The sequence below is a fragment of the Pseudomonas sp. EA_15y_Pfl1_P101 genome (assembly GCF_963970835.1).
Classification (GTDB): Bacteria; Pseudomonadota; Gammaproteobacteria; order Pseudomonadales; family Pseudomonadaceae; genus Aquipseudomonas; species Aquipseudomonas tritici.
On the sequence record NZ_CAXAPA010000016.1, the window covers coordinates 80,582 to 100,279 of the forward strand.

Here is a 19,698-nt window from a genome sequence, read left to right on the forward strand (position 1 = left end):
CTCCCCTCTTAGATCGCGCCGCGCTGACGCAACAACTCCAGCACTTGTTTGACGCTGTCTTCCAGCGACAGGGCCTGGGTGTCGATGACCAGATCGGCATTCAACGGCACGTCATACGGGAACGACTCGCCAGGGATGTTATCCCCACCCGCCGCGTACAGGCCTTGCGGATCACGCTCGGCACACACCAGCGGTGACGCTTGCACGTACACCGTCAGCAGACGGTCATCGCCGATCAGCGCCTTGGCCTGTTCACGGCCTTCGGCATCGGGTGCGACGAACGCGGCCAGGGTCAGCAGGCCCGCTTCGTTGAACTGACGCGCCACGTGAGCGGCACGACGCCAGTTCTCGGTGCGCCCGGCACGATCCTGCGGCAAACCTTTGTTGAGGTCGTGACGCAGGTTCTGGCCGTCCAGTACAAACACCGCACGGCCCATGTCGAACAGCTTGCGCTCAACTGCGTAGGCCAAGGTGCTCTTGCCGGCGCCGGACAGGCCGCTGAACAAAACGGTGGCCGGCTGCTGGCCGAAGCGCAGGGCACGTTCTTCGGTGGCCACGTGGGCCAGCTTGCCGTGCTGCGACGCGCTGCCGTGAGTGACTGGCGGTGCGATGATCATGCCCGCGGCCACAGTGCCGTTGGTCAAGCGGTCGATGACGATGAACGCACCGGTGGTGCGGTTGCTGTCGTAACCGTCCAGGGCGATGGCCGCGTCGAGGCTGACCTTGACCCGACCAATCTCGTTCAACTGCAGCGAACTCGCCGGGCCTTCGGCCAAGGTGTTCACATCCACACGGTGCACGATGCTGGTGATGGAACCCGGCACGTAGCTGGTGGCGCGCTTGATGTCGTATTTCTTGCCCGGCAGCATCGGTTCTTCGGCCATCCACACCAGCATGGCGTCGAAAGCGTCGGTCACTTGCGGCACGTTGTCGGCATGTACCAACAGGTCGCCACGGGAAATGTCGATCTCGTCTTCCATGGTCAGCGTCACTGCTTGACCAGGGCCGGCGTGCTCCAACTCCCCTTCAAAGGTGACAATGGATTTGACGCGGCTGCTCTTGCCCGACGGCAGCACCACGACTTCGTCGCCCTTGTGCACGATGCCGCTGGCCAGGGTGCCGGCGAAACCACGGAAGTTCAGGTTCGGACGGTTGACGTACTGCACCGGGAAACGCAGGTCAGTGTAGTTGCGGTCGTTGGCGATCTCGACGGTTTCGAGGATCTCCATCAGCGACTGCCCGGTGTACCAGGGCGAACGCTCGCTCTTGTTGACCACGTTATCGCCTTTGAGCGCCGACATTGGCACAAAGGCCATGGTGCTCGGTTTGAAGGCGATGCCATCGGCAAACTTCAGGTAATCGGCCTTGATCGACTCGAATACGCTTTGGTCAAAGCCATTGATGTCCATCTTGTTGACGGCGATCACGATGTGCTTGATGCCCAGCAACGAGGCGATATAGCTGTGGCGTCGGGTCTGGGTCTGCACGCCGTAGCGGGCGTCGATCAGGATGATCGCCAGGTCACAGGTGGACGCACCGGTGGCCATGTTGCGGGTGTACTGCTCATGGCCGGGGGTGTCGGCGATGATGAATTTGCGCTTGGCGGTAGAGAAGTAGCGATAGGCGACATCAATGGTGATGCCTTGCTCACGCTCAGCCTGCAGGCCGTCGACCAGCAACGCCAGGTCGATGTCGTCCCCAGTGGTGCCGGACTTCTTCGAATCGCGGGTGATGGCTTCCAGGTGATCTTCGTAGATCATCTTGGAGTCGTGCAGCAGGCGCCCGATCAGGGTGCTCTTGCCGTCGTCGACGTTGCCGCAGGTCAGGAAGCGCAACATTTCCTTGCGCTCGTGCTGGCCCAGGTAAGCGAGGATGTCCTCGCTGATCAAATCAGATTGATGGCTCATTGCGTTCAAGCTCCGAGCTGTAAGCTTCAAGCGGCAAGCTTGTCGGCGTACAGCTAGTCAGAAATTTTGTTGATCAAGCCGCAGAGCATTTTTGAGAGCTCGCGAGTTTCTGCAATCCAGTTTTCAGCCAGCGGGTGGGCGATGTAAGCAATGTCGCTGCCGATGAGAATCTGTGTTCGTAACTCCCCACAAGAAGCTTTCACTATCCAAAGAAAACGTACCTTCTCTTTAGCACTGCAACGCTCCATACCTTCAGCAATATTGGAGGGCACCGAAAGTGCTGACCGAGTGATCTGATCCTTAAAACCAAGATCTTTGCATTGTGCAAACTCCCGGTAGATTTCCACCGCTAAACACTTGCTTCTCTGCCAAACGACCAACTTCTCGAAGTCCATTACAAGTCACTCGATAGCGGCTCGCAAAAACCGGCTGCAAGCACCAAACTGCAAAGTACGCATACCGCCTTTAACTTGCAGCTTGCCGCTTGTAACTCGAAGCTTAAAAGTACCCTTGACGTTTTTTATCTTCCATCGAGCCTGCGCCATCGTGGTCGATGACACGGCCCTGGCGCTCGGAAGTTCGCGTCAGGAGCATTTCCTGGATGATGTCCGTCAGCGTCTCGGCTTCGGACTCCACCGCGCCCGTCAACGGGTAGCAGCCAAGGGTACGGAAACGGACTTTCTTTTTGACGATTCGGGCTTTGTCTTCGTCGGACAGGTGCTCAAGGATGCGGTCGTCGTCGATCATGATCAACGTGCCGTTCTTCTCGATCACGTCGCGCTCGGCGGCGAAGTACAGCGGTACGATCGGGATGCCTTCCAGGTAGATGTACTGCCAGATGTCCAGCTCGGTCCAGTTGGACAGCGGGAACACACGGATGGATTCGCCCTTATTGACGTTGCCGTTGTAGACGTTCCACAGCTCCGGGCGCTGGTTTTTCGGGTCCCAGCGGTGCTTGCTGTCGCGGAACGAGTACACGCGCTCTTTGGCACGGGATTTCTCTTCATCGCGACGGGCACCGCCGAATGCTGCGTCGAAACCATGCTTGTCCAGGGCCTGCTTGAGGCCTTCGGTCTTCATGATGTCGGTGTGCTTGGCGCTGCCGTGGGTGAACGGGTTGATACCCTGCGCCACGCCATCCGGGTTGATGTGGGTGATCAGGTCCAGGCCAAGCTCTTCGACCATTTTGTCGCGGAACTTGTACATTTCCTGGAATTTCCAGCGGGTGTCGACGTGCATCACTGGGAACGGCAGTTTGCCCGGGAAGAAGGCCTTGCGTGCCAGATGCAGCATCACGGCGGAGTCTTTACCGATCGAGTAGAGCATCACCGGGTTGTCGAACTCGGCGGCGACCTCGCGGATGATGTGGATGCTTTCCGCCTCCAGCTGTTTCAGATGCGTCAGTTTGTCGACCATGGTTACTCACGGAAAAACGATCTTGTGGACGGCCAGCGGGCCGTGTTCGAGCGGGGCATGCTAGCACAGCACCTGCTTCTATTCAGGGCGCCAGCTAGATCGAAACGGTATATGAATATGCCCCCAAGTTTGGGCTTCCTGTGGCAGCCGGCTTGCCTGTGATGCAAGCACCGCGGTCAGTCAGGTGAACCGCAGCGATGCGTTCGCAGGCAAGCCAGCGCCCACAGTTTGTCCCGTGGTGAGGCTCAGATCGGGTTAGGGCAATCGATGAAAATATGTTCCAGCGCGAAGCGCCGTGCCAGGTAATCGCCCAGCGCCTGCACACCATAGCGCTCAGTCGCATGGTGGCCGGCGGCGATGAAGCTGATGTCGTTTTCGCGGGCGCTGTGGAAGGTCTGCTCCGAGGCCTCGCCGCTCAGGAACAGGTCGACGCCGACAGCAATCGCGTTGTCGATATAGCCCTGACCACCGCCGGTGCACCAGCCGACGCGGCGGATCATTTCGCTGCCTTCGATCAACAGCGGCTCGCGCCCCATGACTTCTTGCACCCGACGGGCAAAGTCGCGGGGCAACAGGGGCTCGGCAAGGGAGCCGACCAGGCCGACGACTTTGGGGTTGTTCGGGTCCAGTGGGCCTTCGACGGTGATGTCGAGCTGACGCGCCAACTGCACGTTGTTGCCGACGTCGGGGTGCAGGTCCAGTGGCAGATGGTAGGCCAACAGGCTGATATCGTGCTTGAGCAGCGTCTTCAAGCGGCGCTGTTTCATGCCGGTGATACAAGGGTTTTCGCCTTTCCAGAAATAGCCGTGGTGCACCAGGATCAGGTCGGCCTGGGCTTCAACCGCCGCGTCCAGCAAGGCTTGGCTTGCGGTCACGCCGCTCACGATGCGCATCACCTGCGGGCGGCCCTCGACCTGCAGGCCATTGGGGCAATAATCGGCAATTTTTGCGCTGCCGAGGTAGCGGTCTGCTTCCTCGACGAGGGTGGTAAGGGGGACGGCCATAAAAGACTCCTAAATATCCCGTTCGAAGGCGCTCGCAGCCTCGTATAATGCGCGACATTATGGGCGCTCTCCCGCCCCCTGCAACCTGTCAGGACTTACTTGATGCTCAAGGCGCTGCGTTTTTTTGGATGGCCATTGTTGGCTGGCGTGCTGATCGCGATGCTGATTATTCAGCGTTTCCCCGAGCTGGTGGGTCTACCCAGCCTTGATGTGAACCTGCAACAGGCGCCGCAAACCAACGCGGTGGTGCGAGGCCCGGTGACTTATGCCGATGCGGTGGTAATTGCCGCACCTGCCGTGGTTAACCTGTACACCACCAAGGTCATCAACAAACCGGCGCACCCACTGTTTGAAGACCCGCAGTTCCGCCGCTATTTCGGTGACAACGGGCCCAAACAACGCCGCATGGAATCCAGCCTGGGTTCCGGGGTGATCATGAGCCCGGAAGGCTACATCCTTACCAACAACCACGTGACAACCGGCGCCGACCAGATCGTCGTGGCCCTGCGTGACGGCCGCGAAACCCTGGCGCGCGTAGTAGGCAGCGACCCGGAAACCGACCTCGCGGTCCTGAAGATCGATTTGAAGAGCCTGCCCTCCATCACCCTCGGCCGTTCCGACGGCTTGCGAGTAGGTGACGTGGCGCTGGCCATCGGTAACCCGTTCGGGGTGGGCCAGACGGTGACCATGGGCATTATCAGCGCTACCGGGCGTAACCAGTTGGGGCTTAACAGCTACGAAGACTTCATCCAGACCGACGCCGCGATCAACCCGGGCAACTCCGGCGGTGCACTGGTGGATGCCAATGGCAACCTGACCGGCATCAACACGGCGATTTTCTCCAAGTCTGGCGGGTCACAGGGCATCGGGTTTGCGATCCCGGTAAAGCTGGCGATGGAAGTGATGAAATCGATCATTGAGCACGGCCAAGTGATTCGCGGCTGGTTGGGGATTGAAGTACAGCCGTTGACCAAGGAGCTGGCCGAATCGTTTGGCCTGACCGGGCGCCCAGGCATTGTGGTCGCAGGGATCTTCCGCGATGGCCCGGCGCAGAAAGCCGGCCTGCATCTGGGCGATGTGATCCTCAGCATCAACGGCGAACCGGCAGGCGATGGCCGCAAGTCGATGAACCAGGTCGCGCGGATCAAGCCGACCGACAAGGTGGCGATCCAGGTCATGCGCAACGGCAAGGAGATCAAGCTACTGGCAGAAATAGGCCTGCGCCCTCCGCCCGCGCCGGTTAAAGAAGAGGAATAAGCCGACTCATACGGGTGTCCGCTCGAGGACACCTGTAAGCTCATATTTCAAAGCAATCCACTCTCATTAGTCATGTTATATTGTTTCAATATCGCTATTGGAACGCTCTATCATGCCGTCTCGAAAAATCGCGCCCTTGGCTGGCCTGGCCTTAGGCTTGCTGCTCGAACCCGCTTTCGCTGAAGAAAACACCCTGGAACTCGACACCATCAGTGTCACCACCGATGCCTATGAATCCGCCACCGGCCCGGTCAAAGGCTACCGCGCCACCCGCTCCGCCAGCGCGACAAAAACCGACACTGCCATTCGTGACATCCCACAATCCATCAGCGTGATTCCCGCCACAGTGCTCAACGACCTGGGCAGCAACAACGTGGAACGTGCCTTGGAATTTGCCGGCGGTGTGTCCAAGCAAAACAACTTCGGCGGCCTCACCCTCTACGAATACAGTGTGCGCGGCTTCACCACGTCAGAGTTCTACCAGGACGGCTTCAGCGCCAACCGCGGCTACCCGAGCACACCGGATACGGCCAACATCGAGCGCATTGAAGTACTCAAGGGTCCCGCCGCCAGCCTGTATGGACGTGGCGACCCCGGCGGCACAGTGAATATCGTCACCAAGAAGCCTCAACCGGAAGCCTTCACCACCGTGCAAACCAGCGCCGGCAGTTGGGACCGCTACCGCACCGCCGTGGATGTGAACACCCCGCTGGACAGCGAAGGCAACGTGCTATCGCGGGTCAACCTGGCCGTGGAAGACAACCACAGCTTCCGCGATCACGTGCAGAGCAAGCGGGTATTCGTCGCGCCCTCGTTCAGTTGGCAACTGGACCCGGATACGAGCCTGCTGGTGGAAAGCGAATTCGTCCGCCACAGCTCTACCTTCGACCGCGGCATCGTCGACGCCAGCGGCGTATCGCGCTCCACCTTCCTCGGCGAGCCCAATGATGGCGACATCGACAACCACAACAACCGCATCCAGGCCACGCTGGAACATCACCTCAGCGACGCCTGGAAACTACGCCTGGCCAGCCACTACAAACAAGGCAGCCTGTGGGGCGACGCTTCGGAAAACCGCACACTGAATCCCGACGGCCACACTATCAACCGCCGCTATCGCGAACGCTCCATGGGTTGGCACGACAGCATTACCCAGCTTGAACTGCGTGGGTTGTTCGACATTGGCAGCTGGCAGCATGAGCTGCTGGTCGGCACTGAATACGAGGACTACCGCAAGAAGGAACGCGTGACGGCTATCGGCGGCAGCGACTATGCCATCGACATCTACAACCCGGTCTACGGCAAGGCCAAACCCAACGGCGTGCGCTCCGGCACCGACTTCTTCGAACAGACCAAAAGCCAGGCACTGAACCTGCAAGACCAGATCATCTTCACCGATCGCTTGCGCGGCATGGTTGGCGCGCGCTTCGAGCATTTCGAACAAAGCACCGACGACTTCACACGCAATCACGCCAAGAGCCGGCAAACCCACAACGCCTTTACCCAACGCGCTGGCCTGCTCTACCAGCTAACGCCCGACGTCGGCGTGTTCGCCAACGCCTCTACCTCGTTCAAACCCAACAGCGGCCTGGATGCCAACGGCAGAACCTTCAAGCCGGAAGAAGGCGTGGGTTATGAAGTGGGGATCAAGAGCGAGCTGTTCGACGACCGCCTCAGCGCCACCCTCGCCGCGTTCCATATCGAAAAGGAAAACGTGCTGGCCCTGGACCCTGCCACCAACCTGAATCGCGCCATGGGCAAAGCGCGCAGCCAGGGCTTTGACCTGCAACTGACCGGGCAAGTGACCGATGCGGTACGGGTGATCGGCGCGGTTGCCTACATCGAGGCCGAAGTCACCAAGGGCGACAAAGCCATTCCAGCCGGCAGCCGGATTCTCGGCGTGGCCAAGCGCAGCGGCAGTCTGTTGGGGGTGTATGAGTTTCAGGATGGCGCGTTGCGCGGATCCGATTTGGGTGCAGCGTTTACCTACGTGGGCGATCGCTCCGGTGAAGCAGGTACGCGTTTCGAACTGCCGGCTTACCACACGGTGGATCTGCTGGCCCATTACAAAGCCACGGAGAATGTCACCGTGGGTTTGAACCTGAACAACCTGTTTGATGAGAAGTACTACGAGCGGTCCTACAGCAGCTATTGGATCAATCCGGGTGAGCCGCGCAATCTCACGGTCAGCCTGACCCTCAAGCTGTAAACACAGTAAAAAAATGTGGGAGCGGCGGTGCGACGATTCGCGAGCAAGCCCGCTCCCACAGTTTGATGTTCATTCGGCTTAAGTTATAGCGTCGTGGGCGCTCTTTCACACAAGGTATTGAGCGCCTTCGCCCACTGTGGATCATCATTCAGGCACGGCACCAGCACCAACTCCTCGCCCCCGGCCTCGCGGAACTGCTCCAGCCCGCGATCGCCGATTTCTTCCAGCGTCTCGATGCAATCGGCGACAAACGCCGGGCACATTACCAGCAGCTTTTTCACACCTTGCTGGGCCAAGGCTTCCAGGCGGGCTTCGGTGTAGGGTTCGATCCACTTCGCCCGGCCCAGGCGCGATTGGAAGGCCACCGACCATTTGCCCTCCGGCAAACCCAGCCGTTCGGCGAAATCGCGGGCGACGCTGAAGCATTGCGCGCGGTAGCACGTCTGCAGCACCTCAGCCGATGCGTTCTTGCAGCAATCGGCGTCCTTGAAGCAATGCTGGCCCGTCGGGTCGAGCTTGGTCAGATGGCGCTCGGGCAGCCCGTGGAAACTCAGCAGCAGGTGATCGTAATCCTGCTCCACATAGGACCGAACGCTCGCCGCGAGCGCATCAAGGTATTCCGGCTGATCGTAGAACGGCTGCAAGATCGAGAATTGCACGTCCAACTGTTTATCGCGCACAACCCGCTTGGCCTCTTCAATCACAGTGGTCACGGTGCTGTCGGCAAACTGCGGATACAACGGCGCCAAGGTCACTTTGCGGATGCCTTGGGCGGCGAGGCGCGTCAGCACAGTTTCAATGGACGGTTCGCCGTAGCGCATCGCCAACTCCACCGGGCCTTGGGTCCACTGCGTGGTCATCTGCTGTTGCAGACGGCGGCTGAGCACCACCAGCGGCGAGCCCTCGTCCCACCAGATGGAGGCGTAGGCGTGCGCCGACTGCTCGGGGCGCTTGATCAGGATCAGCGACACCAGCAAGCGCCGCACCGGCCACGGCAGGTCGATCACATAAGGGTCCATCAGGAATTGATTGAGGTAGCTGCGCACATCGGCCACCGAAGTGGACTTTGGCGAGCCCAGATTGACCAGTAATAACGCGTGATCCGTCATGCAACATCCTATCTCTAGAGGCGGCTGGACAAGTCGTCCAGAGCCGCGCGCAACTCAGTGAACTGGAAAGTGAAACCAGCGGCCAGTAACCGTTCGGGCACCGCCTTCTGCCCACCCAACAAAAGGCCGGACAACTCGCCCAGGCCCACCTTCAACGCAAAGGCCGGCATCGGCATGAACGCCGGGCGGTGCAGCACCTGGCCCAGGGTTTTCGCAAACTCGCGATTGCGCACCGGGTGTGGCGCGCAGGCATTATAAGGACCGCTGGCGTCAGGCTTGTGCAGAAGAAAATCAATCAGGCCGATTTGATCCTTTATATGGACCCACGGCATCCACTGCCGACCATTACCGATAGGCCCGCCCAGCGCCAGTTTGAAAGGCAGCAACAGCCGCGACAAAAAGCCGCCCTCAGCCGCCAGCACCAGCCCGGTACGTACCAGCACTACGCGAATGCCCAAGGCTTCGGCGCGCTGGGCGGTTTCTTCCCAGGCGATGCACAGCTGGCTGGAGAAATCGTCCTGCACGGGGCCGCTGGCTTCGGTCAATTCGCGTTCACCGCCATCGCCATACCAGCCCACCGCCGAGCCGGAAATCAACACCGCTGGTTTTTGTGCCAGACCTTCAAGCCACGCCAGCAAGGTTTCGGTGAGGCTGATACGACTGCTCCACAGCAAGGCCTTGCGCTTGTGGGTCCAGGGGCGATCGGCGATGGCGGCGCCGGCGAGGTTAATGACCGCATCCACCGGGCCGATAACCTCTTGCAGGCGATCAACCCCCGACACTTGGTCGCCACACAACTTGGCGACCTGGTCCGGATGACGACTCCACACCGTCAGGCGATGGCCCTGCGCAATCCAGTGTTGGCAGAGTTGGCGGCCGATCAGGCCAGTACCGCCGGTCAGCAAAATGTGCATGGGACGCTCCTCATGTAACGTTCGCCGCCGATCACTGGTCTATTTTATAAGCAGGGATCAATTTGAACGGGCGTAACGTTGGATTAAGCCTATGGGTTAACCATAGGTCACGCCGTAAGAACAGGTAAGCCAAAACTTATACCAAAAAACAATATTGTACAGCTATTGGTGTCGGCGTAGTCTGTACCCAACGGTAAAACGAGGCCTCCCATGACTGTTCCCATCGCGATCATCGGCACCGGCATCGCCGGTCTCTCCGCCGCCCGAGCGTTACAAGACGCGGGGCACGTTGTACAACTCTTCGATAAAAGCCGCGGCAGCGGTGGCCGCATGTCCAGCAAGCGCAGCGATGCCGGTGCCCTGGACATGGGTGCGCAGTACTTCACCGCCCGCGACCGGCGTTTCGTCAACGAAGTCCAGCGCTGGCAAAGTAACGGTTGGGCCGAGCAATGGAAGCCCCAGCTGTACAACTTCAAGTCCGGCCAACTCACACCCTCCCCCGATGAACAGATCCGCTGGGTCGGCACTCCCCGCATGAGCGCGATCACCCGCGCCCTGCTCGACGACCTGCCGGTGGCGTTTGGTTGCCGCATCACCGAAGTGTTCCAGGGCAAACAACACTGGAACCTGTTGGACGCCGACGGCGAGAACCACGGCCCGTTCAGCCACGTGATCATCGCCACCCCGGCTCCGCAAGCCACCGCGCTGCTGGCCGCCGCTCCCAAGCTGGCGAGTGCCGCCGCCGGTGTGAAAATGGACCCTACCTGGGCCATCGCCCTGGCGTTCGACACCCCCCTGGATACGCCCATGCAAGGCTGCTTTGTACAAGACAGCCCCCTCGATTGGCTGGCGCGCAACCGCAGCAAACCAGGGCGCGACGCCACACTCGACACCTGGGTACTGCACGCCACCAGTGCCTGGAGCAAGGCCCACCTGGACCTGTCCAGAGAGGCCGTGATCGAGCACCTGCACGGTGCTTTCGCCGAACTGCTGCACAGCGCCATGCCCGCGCCGTCGTTCAGCCTGGCGCACCGCTGGCTCTACGCACGACCATCCAGCAGCCACGAATTCGGCGTGCTGGCTGATGCCGACCTCGGCCTGTATGTGTGTGGCGACTGGTGCCTGTCGGGCCGCGTCGAGGGCGCATGGCTCAGCGGCCAGGAAGCCGCGCGACGCTTGATCGAGCACCTGCAATGAACCGTATCAATCCCGCCAAATTGCTGCTGTCGAAGTGGACAGCAGCACGCCCCCGAAACAAGGAAAAACACTTTCTGGTCACCGAATTGTTTCGCGACGATGAAGGCACCGTACTGGAAATAGAACTGCAAGCCGTCATGACCCGGCGCAGCGAACGCCTGCCCTGGCAAACCCTGCAAGATATCGACGCCTGGAAAATCGGCTGGAAATAGACCGCACGCAAAACTTGTACAAATAATTTGACTTGTACAGCACCGAACCTATGATGAGGCTTAGTTGTACAACATTTTTATGTTGTACAGGAACCTTGCAGAGGGTTGGTTTATGTCCAGCACTACCAAACCGAAGATCGCCATCAGCGCCTGCCTGCTGGGCGAAAACGTGCGCTTCAACGGCGGCCATAAACAATCACTGCTGTGCAGTCAGACCCTCGCTGACTATTTCGACTTTGTGCCGTTGTGCCCTGAAGTGGCGATCGGTCTGGGTATCCCCCGCGAACCGATCCGCCTGGTGGGCGACGCGACCCATCCGCAAGCTGTCGGCACCGTTAATCGCGCACTGAACGTGACCCAGCCGCTGGACGACTACGGCCAGCAAATGGCCGCGGAACACACCGACCTGTGTGGCTACATCTTTATGCAGAAGTCGCCGTCCTGTGGCCTGGAGCGGGTCAAGGTGTACCGCGACAACGGCACCCCGGTGGACGGAGGCGGGCGTGGCATCTACGCCCAGGCATTTTGTGAACGCCACCCTAACCTGCCGGTGGAAGAGGACGGTCGGCTGAATGACCCCGTGCTGCGGGAAAATTTCCTGGCCCGTGTATTCGTCTACGCCAGTTGGCAACAACTGCTGGCCGAAGGACTGACACGCCACCGTTTGCTGGCCTTTCATTCGCGCTATAAATACTTGCTGATGGCCCACAGCCCGGCGCATTACAAAAGCCTTGGTCACCTGCTGGGCAGCATGACCAAGGGCGCCAACCTCGACGAATTGGCCAGCTGTTATTTCAGCGACCTGATGACCGGCCTGAGCAAATGTGCGACCCGTGGCACCCACTCCAATGTATTGCAACACATCAGCGGTTACCTCAAACAGGCCATCAGCGCCGAAGACAAGCAGGAAATGCAAACCGTCATCGGCCAATACCGCCACGGCATCGTACCGCTGGTGGTGCCGTTGACCCTGCTAAAGCACCACTTTCGCCAACACCCGGACCGCTACATCGCGCAGCAGGCCTACCTGCAACCGCACCCGGAAAACCTCAGCCTGCGAAATGCGATCTAGACCATGAGAGCTGCCCTGCTAGACGAACCCGGCGAAGACATCGCCCAAGCCCTCCAAGAAGGCTGGCTGCCAATCCGCGAAGTGGCGCGCCAGACCGGCGTTAATGCCGTGACCCTGCGCGCCTGGGAGCGCCGTTACGGCCTGATCGTGCCCCAGCGCACGCCCAAGGGCCACCGGCTGTTCAGCGCCGAGCATGTGCAACGCATCCACACCATTCTCACCTGGCTCAATCGTGGCGTGCCGGTCAGCCAAGTCAAAGGCCTGATCGACTCCGCCCAGGCCATTCCCAATGCCGTGGAAAATGAATGGCACACCCTGCGCCAGAACCTGGTACACGCCATCAGTGAATTGACTGAGCGCCGGGTCGACGACGCCTTCAACCAGGCCATGGCACTGTACCCGCCACGCACCTTATGCGAGCAACTGCTGTTACCGCTGCTGCAGGAGCTGGAACAGCGTTGGCAAGGTCAATTCCGCGCGCAGATGGAACGGGTATTTTTCTTGTCCTGGCTGCGAAGCAAGTTTGGTGCGCGCATCTACCACAACAATCGCCAGCTGCAGGGTGCGCCATTGCTGCTGGTCAACCAGTCCGACCTGCCACTGGAACCGCATTTGTGGCTCAGCGCCTGGCTGGCCAGCAGTGCCGACTGCCCGGTGGAAGTGTTCGACTGGCCGCTGCCCGTCGGCGAGCTGGCCCTGGCGGTGGAACACCTGCGGCCGCGCGCCGTGTTGCTGTATTCGAGCAAGGCGCTGCAGTTGTCGACATTCGCGAAACTTCTGGGCGGCATCAGTTGCCCTAAGTTGATCGTCGGACCAACGGTGTGCATCCACCAGGCGGAGTTGGCGGTATTAACCCATGACATCCCTGAGTTGCTCGTCGCCGAAGAGCCGTTGTCGGCTCATCAGCTACTGATCCAGCGTGGACTTCTTTAAATGCATCTGATCTGGCTGCGCACAGACTTGCGCCAACACGACAACACCGCCCTGACCGCCGCGAGCCAGCGGGGTCCGATGGCGGCCGTCTACCTGGTCACACCCGAGCAATGGCTGGCCCACGACGATGCGCCGTGCAAAGTGGATTTCTGGCTGCGCAACCTGCAAGCGCTGAGTAAAACGCTGGGCGAGCTGAACATTCCCCTGCTGATTCGCACCGCCGCCACCTGGGACCAGGCGCCCAGCGTGCTGGGCACGCTGTGCCGCGAACTCTCGGTGGAGTCGGTGCACGTCAACGAGGAATACGGCATTCATGAAAGCCGTCGCGATGCGGCAGTGTCCAAGGCATTGGAAGAGGCAGGTGTCACTTTCCACAGCTACTTGGATCAACTGTTCTTCCAGCCTGGCAGTGTGCTGACCAAGACCGGCACTTACTTTCAGGTGTACAGCCAGTTCCGCAAGGTTTGCTACACCCGCCTGCACAGCGCGTTACCCCAGAGGGTCGCTGCGCCAAAGGCCCAGGCTGCGCTCAAGCTGAAAAGCGACCCCATCCCGAACACGGTCGAAGGTTTCGAGCCGCCCAGCGACACGCTGCGTGCCCTCTGGCCCGCCGGTGAAGACGAGGCCCAGCGGCGCCTCGACGCCTTCGCCGACCAGCAGATCAGCTACTACAAGGACGAGCGTGACTTCCCGGCCAAGCCCGGCACCAGCCAGCTCTCTGCCTACCTCGCGGCGGGGGTGATTTCGCCGCGCCAATGCCTGCACGCCGCGTTACAAGCCAACGGTGGCGAGTTCGAGAGTGGCGACATGGGCGCCATCACCTGGATCAACGAATTGCTGTGGCGCGAGTTCTACAAGCACATCCTAGTGGGTTACCCACGGGTGTCGCGACACCGTGCGTTCCGCCCCGAAACCGAAGCCGTGGCTTGGCGCAATGCACCCAAAGATCTCGCCGCGTGGCAGGCAGCGCGCACCGGCCTGCCGATCATCGACGCCGCCATGCGTCAACTGCTTGAAACTGGCTGGATGCACAACCGCCTGCGCATGGTCGTGGCGATGTTCCTGACTAAAAATCTGCTGATCGATTGGCGCGAAGGCGAGCGCTTCTTTATGCGCCATCTGATTGATGGTGACCTGGCCGCTAATAACGGCGGCTGGCAGTGGAGTTCATCCACCGGCACCGACTCGGCGCCGTACTTCCGGATTTTCAGCCCTTTGAGCCAGTCGGAAAAATTCGACAGCGAAGGCGTCTTCATCAAGCACTGGCTGCCGGAACTTGCCGCACTGAATAAAAAGGGCGTGCACAACCCGGATACAGCCGGTGGTTTGTTCGGCGTGGCCGACTACCCACGATCAATTGTCGACCTGAAGAAATCCCGCGAACGCGCCCTGGCCGCCTTCCGTAGCCTGCCCTCGCGACAAGCCGCAGGGGGCGAATATGAGTGATTTCCTGCGCCGCTTCGCACAGGCCTTTGCCACGCTGGACAAGCACAACCTGCACCTGCTCGACAGCTTGTACAGCAAGGACATCGTCTTTACCGACCCGCTCCACGAAGTCCATGGGCTGCCCGACTTGCACCGTTACTTCAGCGAGCTGTATGGCAACGTCAGCCAGCTACGCTTCGACTTCCACGGTTTCGACCAAGTGGCCGAGGGCGAAGGTTACCTGCGCTGGAAAATGAGTTTCTGCCACCCGCGCCTGGCCAAGGGCAAGGTGATTCGGGTGGAAGGCTGCTCGCACTTGATGTGGCGTGACAAGGTGTACCGCCACCGTGACTACTTCGATGCCGGCGCCATGCTGTACGAACATTTGCCGGTACTGGGCAGACTCGTCAGTTGGCTGAAAAGGAGAGTGGGATGAACGCAGTACCGCCCCGTCGTTATTGGCTGACCGGCGCCAGCAGTGGTATCGGTGCAGCGCTGGCCGTGGAGCTGCTCAACAGCGGCGCACACGTCGCACTCAGCTCCCGCACCAAAGAGCCTTTGGAAGCACTCGCCCAACGTTACCCCGGCCAAGTGCTGGTGGTGGCCGGCGACCTGACCAACAGCCAGACCGTGCGCGAGATCGGCGAACATATCGGCGTGGCCTGGGGTTCCCTGGACACGGTGATCCTCAATGCCGGCACCTGTGAATATGTGGACGCCAAGCAGTTTGATTCATCAATCATCGAGCACGTGGTGCGCACCAACCTACTGGCAAGCAGCTATTGCATCGAAGCAGCCCTGCCGCTTTTGCGGGCAGGGCGCAGCCCCCACCTGGTGGGTGTCGCCAGCGCCGTGACTTACCTGCCGATGCCTCGCGCCGAAGCCTATGGCGCGTCCAAGGCCGGCTTGCGCTACCTGTTCGAGGCACTGCGCATCAGCCTTTCGCCGGAAAACATCGACGTTACCGTGATCAGCCCAGGCTTTGTCGACACGCCGCTGACCGAACGCAACGACTTCCCCATGCCCCTCAGTTGGTCGGCAGACAAAGCCGCGCGGCACATCTTCGCCAAGCTGGAAAAACGCCCGCTGGAAATCGCCTTTCCTGCACTCTTTATCGCCACCCTCTGGCCGCTGTCGAAATTGCCGAATCGCGCGCAGTTGATCATCGGTAAACGCATGTTGCGCAGTCCGCCGCCGAAAAAGGACGACCTGTGAAGATCGCCATCATCGGCAGCGGCATCGCGGGGCTGACCAGTGCTTACCTGCTCAGCCGCCAGCATGAGATTACGCTGTTCGAAGCGGGTGATCGTATTGGCGGGCATACCCACACGGTCAACGTGACCGTCGAGGGCAAAAGCTACGCGGTAGACACCGGCTTCATCGTGTTTAACGACTGGACCTACCCCAACTTCATCCGCCTGCTGGAGCAGATAGGGGTAACGTTCAAACCTACCGAGATGAGCTTTTCGGTGTGCGATGAGCAGACGGGGTTCGAGTACAACGGCAACAACCTTAACAGCCTGTTTGCCCAGCGTCGCAATATCCTTTCGCCGGGCTTCTGGGGCATGTTGCGCGACATCTTGCGCTTCAATCGCCAGGCACCGCTGGACCTGCAAGACCAACGCATCAGCGCCGAAATGACCCTGGGTGACTACCTCAACGCCGGTCACTACGGCGAGCGGTTTGTCCGGCACTACATCGTGCCGATGGGCGCGGCGATCTGGTCGATGTCCCTGGCTGACATGCTTGCATTCCCCTTGCAGTTCTTTGTGCGCTTCTTTAAGAATCACGGCTTGCTCTCGGTGAGTAACCGCCCGCAATGGTGCGTGATCGAGGGTGGCTCCAGCCGTTACATCGAACCGCTGACCCGCAGCTTCCGCGAACAGATCCGCCTCAATTGCCCTGTGCATAACGTTGAGCGTACCGACGACGGCGTGGTTATCCACAGCCCGGCCGGCAGCGAGGCATTTGATCGAGTGGTCTTCGCCTGCCACAGCGACCAGGCCCTGGCGCTGCTGGCCGATCCAAGCCCAGCCGAACAAGCGGTCCTCGGCGCCCTGCCCTATGCCGATAACGAAGTGGTGCTGCACACCGACACCCGCCTGCTGCCCGACCGCAAACTGGCCTGGGCCAGCTGGAATTATCGGCTGACCGGCAATGGGCAGGCGCCGGCGGCGGTGACCTATGACATGAACATACTGCAAGGCATAGACAGCGCCACGACCTTTTGCGTGAGCCTGAACCAGACGTCGATGATCAACCCGCTGAAGGTCCTGGCGCGCTACACCTACGCCCATCCGCAATACAGCCTGGCAGCGGTGGCGGCCCAAGGCCGTTGGGAGGAAGTGTCTGGCGTGCGTAACACCTTCTATTGCGGTGCCTACTGGGCCAACGGTTTCCACGAAGACGGCGTGGTCAGCGCTTTGCGCGTCGCCCAGGCGTTTGGGGAAACCCTGTGAACAGCGCCCTGTACAGCGGCTGGATTGCCCATCGCCGATTTGCGCCCAAGGCCCACGCCTTTCGCTACCGCATCGGCCTGCTGTACCTGGACTTGAGCGAAGAACACGAAGTGCTTGGGCTCTCGCCCCTGGCCGGGCGCAGTTGGCTGGCGCCCTTTGGTTTTCGCCAACAGGATTACCTGCGTGAATTGACGCGCACCGGCATGAGCTTGAGCGATGCCGTGCGCCAGGAAGTCGGCAAGGCACTGGGGCGTACACCTCAGGGCGTTATCTGCCTACTGACCCAGGCTCGCAGTTGGGGCCTGGCTTTTAACCCTGTGAGTTTCTTCTACTGCTTCGAGGCCGACGGACGTCTGGCCGCGATCCTGTGTGAAGTGACCAACACCCCATGGCGCGAGCGCTATCACTACGTGCTGCCCGCCCAGACCCTCGGCGCAGATGAACACCAGCACTTCGCCGTGGCCAAGGCCTTCCATGTGTCGCCGTTTTTGCCGCGCGACCTGGAATACCGCATGAGCTTCAGCGCACCCGCCGCCAAACTCGGCGTGCACATGGCCGACTGGCAGGGCGAGCTGAAAGTGTTCGACGCCACCTTGAGCCTGCACAAGGAAGCGCTGAACCGCACCAGTTTGCATCGTTACCTAAGGCGCTTCCCCTGGATGACCGCCAAGACCTGCCTGGCGATCTACTGGCAAGCCATGCGCCTGTTGCTTAAACGCACACCGATTTTTCCTCACCGGGCCGCCGATGGCGCCTCCCGCACCGCAGTCGGTTATTCCAAGGATCGCCGCCATGAAATCCCCTAACGTATCGGTCAAGGCCAACCGCCTGAACGTCAACGGCATGACCACCGCGCTGTTGCGCAAAGGCGTACTGCGCCAACTCAGCCAATTGCGCCATGGCCAGTTGGTGGTGATCGAGGATGGCGAGCAGCAAGTATTCGGCGCGCGCGAAGCGCACTTGCTGGGGGAGATCCAGATACTCGACCCCGCCGTGTGGGGCCTAGTGGCGGCCAACGGTTCTATTGGCGCTGGCGAGGCGTTTATTCACGGTTACTGGAGCAGCCCGGACCTGACCGCCGTGGTGCGCGTGATGGTCAGCAACCTGGATGTGCTGGATGCGATGGAAGGCGGCCTAGCACGCCTGGCCCGGCCGTTCACCCAGGGCCTGCACTGGCTCAATCGCAACACACACAAGGGTTCGCAAAAAAACATCGCCGCCCACTACGACCTCGGCAACGACCTGTTCGAAGAATTCCTCGACCCCACCATGATGTACTCGGCGGCGCAATTCCTGACCCCCGACGACACCCTGGAGCAGGCGCAACTGAACAAGCTTGAGCGCATCTGCCAGAAGCTGGCGCTCAAGCCCAGCGACCACCTGCTGGAAATCGGCACCGGCTGGGGCAGCATGGCGCTGTATGCGGCGCAGCATTACGGCTGCAAGGTCACCACCACGACCTTGTCCAAGGAACAGTTTGCCTACACTGAAAAACGCATCGAGGTCCTGGGGCTGCAAAGCCAGGTCACCTTGTTGCTGAAGGATTACCGCGACCTGACCGGCCAGTACGACAAGCTGGTGTCCATCGAGATGATCGAAGCAGTGGGCCATCGCTTTCTGCCGACCTACTTCAAACAGTGCGCGCACCTGCTCAAAAGTGACGGCCTGATGTTGCTGCAAGCCATCACCATTCGTGAGCAACGCTTTGAACAGGCCAAGCGCAGTGTGGATTTCATCCAGCGCTATATCTTCCCAGGCGGCGCTTTGCCCTGTGTGCAGAACATGCTGCACATCGTCAGCCGCGACACCGATATGAACCTGCTGCACATGGAGGATTTCGGCCTGCATTACGCACGAACCTTGCGCCTGTGGCATGAGAATTTTCGCCGCGCCCATGGCCGCCTCGCCGAATTGGGCTACGACGAATACTTCCTTCGGCTGTGGGAGTTTTACCTGTGTTACTGCGAAGGCGGCTTTATGGAGCGCACCATTGGCACCGCGCAATTGCTGCTGGCCAAACCGTCGGCGATCAACCCGCCGTTGCTTGGCCGCTTCAGTGCTTAAGACATTGGCCAATGCCGTGCTGTTTCAGTGCGGCTGGTTCGCCTGTGTGCTCGGCGGTGACAGCTTATGGTTACTGGTAGGGCTGGCTGTACTGGGCATTCATCTGCTGTGGATAAGTTCATGGGCGCAAGACGGCAGGTTGATCCTGGGCGTGACCTTGCTGGGCACGTTGGTCGATACGTCATTACGCACCGTCGGCTTTTTTCAGTTCAGTGAGCCTGGGCCTTTGATTCCGCTGTGGTTAGTGATGCTATGGGCGCTGTTGGCAACCACGCTGCGTCATTGCCTGGCTTGGAGCACCCAACCTCGGTGGCTCGCAGCGTTACTGGGGGCCGTCGGCGGTCCGATGTCTTATTTCGCAGGCAGTCAGCTGGCCGGGGTAAGCTTCGGTTACGCCCTGGGGCCGAGCCTGGTGGGATTGGCACTGCTGTGGGCTTTACTCTTCATACTCCTGGCAAGCGTTGCCAGAAAAAACTGAAGTCGGTCGGCTTTTACTTGCAGCTTGCCGCTCAAAGCTGGA

General features: G+C 60.3%; 19 protein-coding genes. 13 read left to right on the forward strand and 6 right to left on the reverse strand.

Translation table 11 applies throughout. The features are described from left to right. Nucleotides 1-8 precede the first annotated feature (8 nt). The 4 genes from cysN to AACY36_RS22855 form a co-directional block, all read right to left on the reverse strand. On the reverse strand, nucleotides 9-1,907 hold the full coding sequence (gene cysN, locus AACY36_RS22840; protein WP_339419551.1) for a sulfate adenylyltransferase subunit CysN: 1,899 nt from the start codon (nucleotides 1,905-1,907) through the stop codon (nucleotides 9-11). Nucleotides 1,908-1,960: 53 nt separating this feature from the next. After that, complete coding sequence (locus tag AACY36_RS22845; protein ID WP_339419553.1) at nucleotides 1,961-2,302, reverse strand: four helix bundle protein; 342 nt, start codon at nucleotides 2,300-2,302, stop codon at nucleotides 1,961-1,963. 103 nt (nucleotides 2,303-2,405) lie between these two features. Further along, nucleotides 2,406-3,323 (reverse strand): sulfate adenylyltransferase subunit CysD, encoded by a 918-nt coding sequence (cysD, locus tag AACY36_RS22850; RefSeq protein WP_049710083.1) that lies wholly within the window; start codon nucleotides 3,321-3,323, stop codon nucleotides 2,406-2,408. 245 nt (nucleotides 3,324-3,568) lie between these two features. Continuing rightward, nucleotides 3,569-4,327, reverse strand: a complete 759-nt coding sequence (locus AACY36_RS22855; protein WP_339419555.1) for a Nif3-like dinuclear metal center hexameric protein — start codon at nucleotides 4,325-4,327, stop codon at nucleotides 3,569-3,571. 102 nt (nucleotides 4,328-4,429) lie between these two features. Between AACY36_RS22855 and algW the strand changes: the two genes are divergently transcribed. Together algW and AACY36_RS22865 are read left to right on the forward strand one after the other, a co-directional pair. Next, nucleotides 4,430-5,584, forward strand: coding sequence for a Do family serine endopeptidase AlgW (gene algW, locus AACY36_RS22860; protein ID WP_339419557.1), 1,155 nt, complete (start codon nucleotides 4,430-4,432; stop codon nucleotides 5,582-5,584). A 112-nt stretch (nucleotides 5,585-5,696) separates the two neighbouring features. Beyond that, nucleotides 5,697-7,793 carry a TonB-dependent siderophore receptor gene (locus AACY36_RS22865; RefSeq protein WP_339419559.1) on the forward strand — a complete coding sequence of 699 codons (2,097 nt, stop codon included), beginning with the start codon at nucleotides 5,697-5,699 and terminating at the stop codon, nucleotides 7,791-7,793. Nucleotides 7,794-7,876: 83 nt separating this feature from the next. Here the strand turns inward: AACY36_RS22865 and hemH are convergent, their stop codons facing one another. Both hemH and AACY36_RS22875 read right to left on the reverse strand, forming a co-directional pair. Then, complete coding sequence (hemH, locus tag AACY36_RS22870; protein ID WP_339419561.1) at nucleotides 7,877-8,902, reverse strand: ferrochelatase; 1,026 nt, start codon at nucleotides 8,900-8,902, stop codon at nucleotides 7,877-7,879. Between the two features lie 14 nt (nucleotides 8,903-8,916). Continuing rightward, nucleotides 8,917-9,816, reverse strand: coding sequence for a TIGR01777 family oxidoreductase (locus tag AACY36_RS22875; protein ID WP_339419562.1), 900 nt, complete (start codon nucleotides 9,814-9,816; stop codon nucleotides 8,917-8,919). 210 nt (nucleotides 9,817-10,026) lie between these two features. Here AACY36_RS22875 and AACY36_RS22880 point away from each other — a divergent pair, with 210 nt between their 5' ends. The 11 genes from AACY36_RS22880 (at nucleotide 10,027) to AACY36_RS22930 (ending at nucleotide 19,656) form a co-directional block, all read left to right on the forward strand. Continuing rightward, on the forward strand, nucleotides 10,027-11,013 hold the full coding sequence (locus tag AACY36_RS22880) for an NAD(P)/FAD-dependent oxidoreductase (protein WP_339419564.1): 987 nt from the start codon (nucleotides 10,027-10,029) through the stop codon (nucleotides 11,011-11,013). Then, on the forward strand, nucleotides 11,010-11,225 hold the full coding sequence (locus AACY36_RS22885; protein ID WP_049710090.1) for a TIGR02450 family Trp-rich protein: 216 nt from the start codon (nucleotides 11,010-11,012) through the stop codon (nucleotides 11,223-11,225). The genes AACY36_RS22880 and AACY36_RS22885 overlap by 4 nt, the downstream gene beginning before the upstream one ends. Before the next feature lie 112 nt (nucleotides 11,226-11,337). Continuing rightward, nucleotides 11,338-12,297 (forward strand): YbgA family protein, encoded by a 960-nt coding sequence (locus AACY36_RS22890; RefSeq protein ID WP_339419567.1) that lies wholly within the window; start codon nucleotides 11,338-11,340, stop codon nucleotides 12,295-12,297. 3 nt (nucleotides 12,298-12,300) lie between these two features. Then, a complete protein-coding gene (locus AACY36_RS22895; RefSeq protein ID WP_339419569.1) occupies nucleotides 12,301-13,230 on the forward strand; it encodes a MerR family transcriptional regulator in 930 nt (309 codons plus the stop codon). Next, a complete protein-coding gene (phrB, locus tag AACY36_RS22900; protein WP_339419571.1) occupies nucleotides 13,231-14,676 on the forward strand; it encodes a deoxyribodipyrimidine photo-lyase in 1,446 nt (481 codons plus the stop codon). Further along, nucleotides 14,669-15,091 (forward strand): nuclear transport factor 2 family protein, encoded by a 423-nt coding sequence (locus tag AACY36_RS22905; protein WP_339419573.1) that lies wholly within the window; start codon nucleotides 14,669-14,671, stop codon nucleotides 15,089-15,091. The genes phrB and AACY36_RS22905 overlap by 8 nt, the downstream gene beginning before the upstream one ends. After that, the gene (locus tag AACY36_RS22910; protein ID WP_339419575.1) at nucleotides 15,088-15,870 is read left to right on the forward strand and encodes an SDR family NAD(P)-dependent oxidoreductase; all 783 of its coding nucleotides are present in this window, start codon (nucleotides 15,088-15,090) and stop codon (nucleotides 15,868-15,870) included. Before AACY36_RS22905 ends, AACY36_RS22910 begins: the two co-directional genes overlap by 4 nt. Further along, entirely contained in the window at nucleotides 15,867-17,114 is a 1,248-nt protein-coding gene (locus AACY36_RS22915; RefSeq protein ID WP_339497608.1) for an NAD(P)/FAD-dependent oxidoreductase, read from the forward strand. Before AACY36_RS22910 ends, AACY36_RS22915 begins: the two co-directional genes overlap by 4 nt. Next, nucleotides 17,111-17,920 carry a DUF1365 domain-containing protein gene (locus AACY36_RS22920; RefSeq protein ID WP_339427188.1) on the forward strand — a complete coding sequence of 270 codons (810 nt, stop codon included), beginning with the start codon at nucleotides 17,111-17,113 and terminating at the stop codon, nucleotides 17,918-17,920. Before AACY36_RS22915 ends, AACY36_RS22920 begins: the two co-directional genes overlap by 4 nt. Next, nucleotides 17,907-19,178 (forward strand): cyclopropane-fatty-acyl-phospholipid synthase family protein, encoded by a 1,272-nt coding sequence (locus AACY36_RS22925; protein WP_339419581.1) that lies wholly within the window; start codon nucleotides 17,907-17,909, stop codon nucleotides 19,176-19,178. The genes AACY36_RS22920 and AACY36_RS22925 overlap by 14 nt, the downstream gene beginning before the upstream one ends. After that, nucleotides 19,171-19,656, forward strand: coding sequence for a DUF2878 domain-containing protein (locus AACY36_RS22930; RefSeq protein WP_339419583.1), 486 nt, complete (start codon nucleotides 19,171-19,173; stop codon nucleotides 19,654-19,656). The genes AACY36_RS22925 and AACY36_RS22930 overlap by 8 nt, the downstream gene beginning before the upstream one ends. Nucleotides 19,657-19,698: the final 42 nt, after the last annotated feature.

What these genes read in the sequence shown, in the direction of transcription:
- AACY36_RS22865 (WP_339419559.1), top strand. Translation starts at nt 5,697, where the DNA reads ATGCCGTCTCGAAAAATCGCGCCCTTGGCTGGCCTGGCCTTAGGCTTG.
- AACY36_RS22925 (WP_339419581.1), top strand. Translation starts at nt 17,907, where the DNA reads ATGAAATCCCCTAACGTATCGGTCAAGGCCAACCGCCTGAACGTCAAC.
- AACY36_RS22875 (WP_339419562.1), bottom strand. Translation starts at nt 9,816, where the DNA reads ATGCACATTTTGCTGACCGGCGGTACTGGCCTGATCGGCCGCCAACTC.
- AACY36_RS22855 (WP_339419555.1), bottom strand. Translation starts at nt 4,327, where the DNA reads ATGGCCGTCCCCCTTACCACCCTCGTCGAGGAAGCAGACCGCTACCTC.
- cysD (WP_049710083.1), bottom strand. Translation starts at nt 3,323, where the DNA reads ATGGTCGACAAACTGACGCATCTGAAACAGCTGGAGGCGGAAAGCATC.
- AACY36_RS22905 (WP_339419573.1), top strand. Translation starts at nt 14,669, where the DNA reads ATGAGTGATTTCCTGCGCCGCTTCGCACAGGCCTTTGCCACGCTGGAC.
- AACY36_RS22910 (WP_339419575.1), top strand. Translation starts at nt 15,088, where the DNA reads ATGAACGCAGTACCGCCCCGTCGTTATTGGCTGACCGGCGCCAGCAGT.
- algW (WP_339419557.1), top strand. Translation starts at nt 4,430, where the DNA reads ATGCTCAAGGCGCTGCGTTTTTTTGGATGGCCATTGTTGGCTGGCGTG.
- AACY36_RS22880 (WP_339419564.1), top strand. Translation starts at nt 10,027, where the DNA reads ATGACTGTTCCCATCGCGATCATCGGCACCGGCATCGCCGGTCTCTCC.
- hemH (WP_339419561.1), bottom strand. Translation starts at nt 8,902, where the DNA reads ATGACGGATCACGCGTTATTACTGGTCAATCTGGGCTCGCCAAAGTCC.
- AACY36_RS22885 (WP_049710090.1), top strand. Translation starts at nt 11,010, where the DNA reads ATGAACCGTATCAATCCCGCCAAATTGCTGCTGTCGAAGTGGACAGCA.
- phrB (WP_339419571.1), top strand. Translation starts at nt 13,231, where the DNA reads ATGCATCTGATCTGGCTGCGCACAGACTTGCGCCAACACGACAACACC.
- AACY36_RS22895 (WP_339419569.1), top strand. Translation starts at nt 12,301, where the DNA reads ATGAGAGCTGCCCTGCTAGACGAACCCGGCGAAGACATCGCCCAAGCC.
- AACY36_RS22890 (WP_339419567.1), top strand. Translation starts at nt 11,338, where the DNA reads ATGTCCAGCACTACCAAACCGAAGATCGCCATCAGCGCCTGCCTGCTG.
- AACY36_RS22845 (WP_339419553.1), bottom strand. Translation starts at nt 2,302, where the DNA reads ATGGACTTCGAGAAGTTGGTCGTTTGGCAGAGAAGCAAGTGTTTAGCG.
- cysN (WP_339419551.1), bottom strand. Translation starts at nt 1,907, where the DNA reads ATGAGCCATCAATCTGATTTGATCAGCGAGGACATCCTCGCTTACCTG.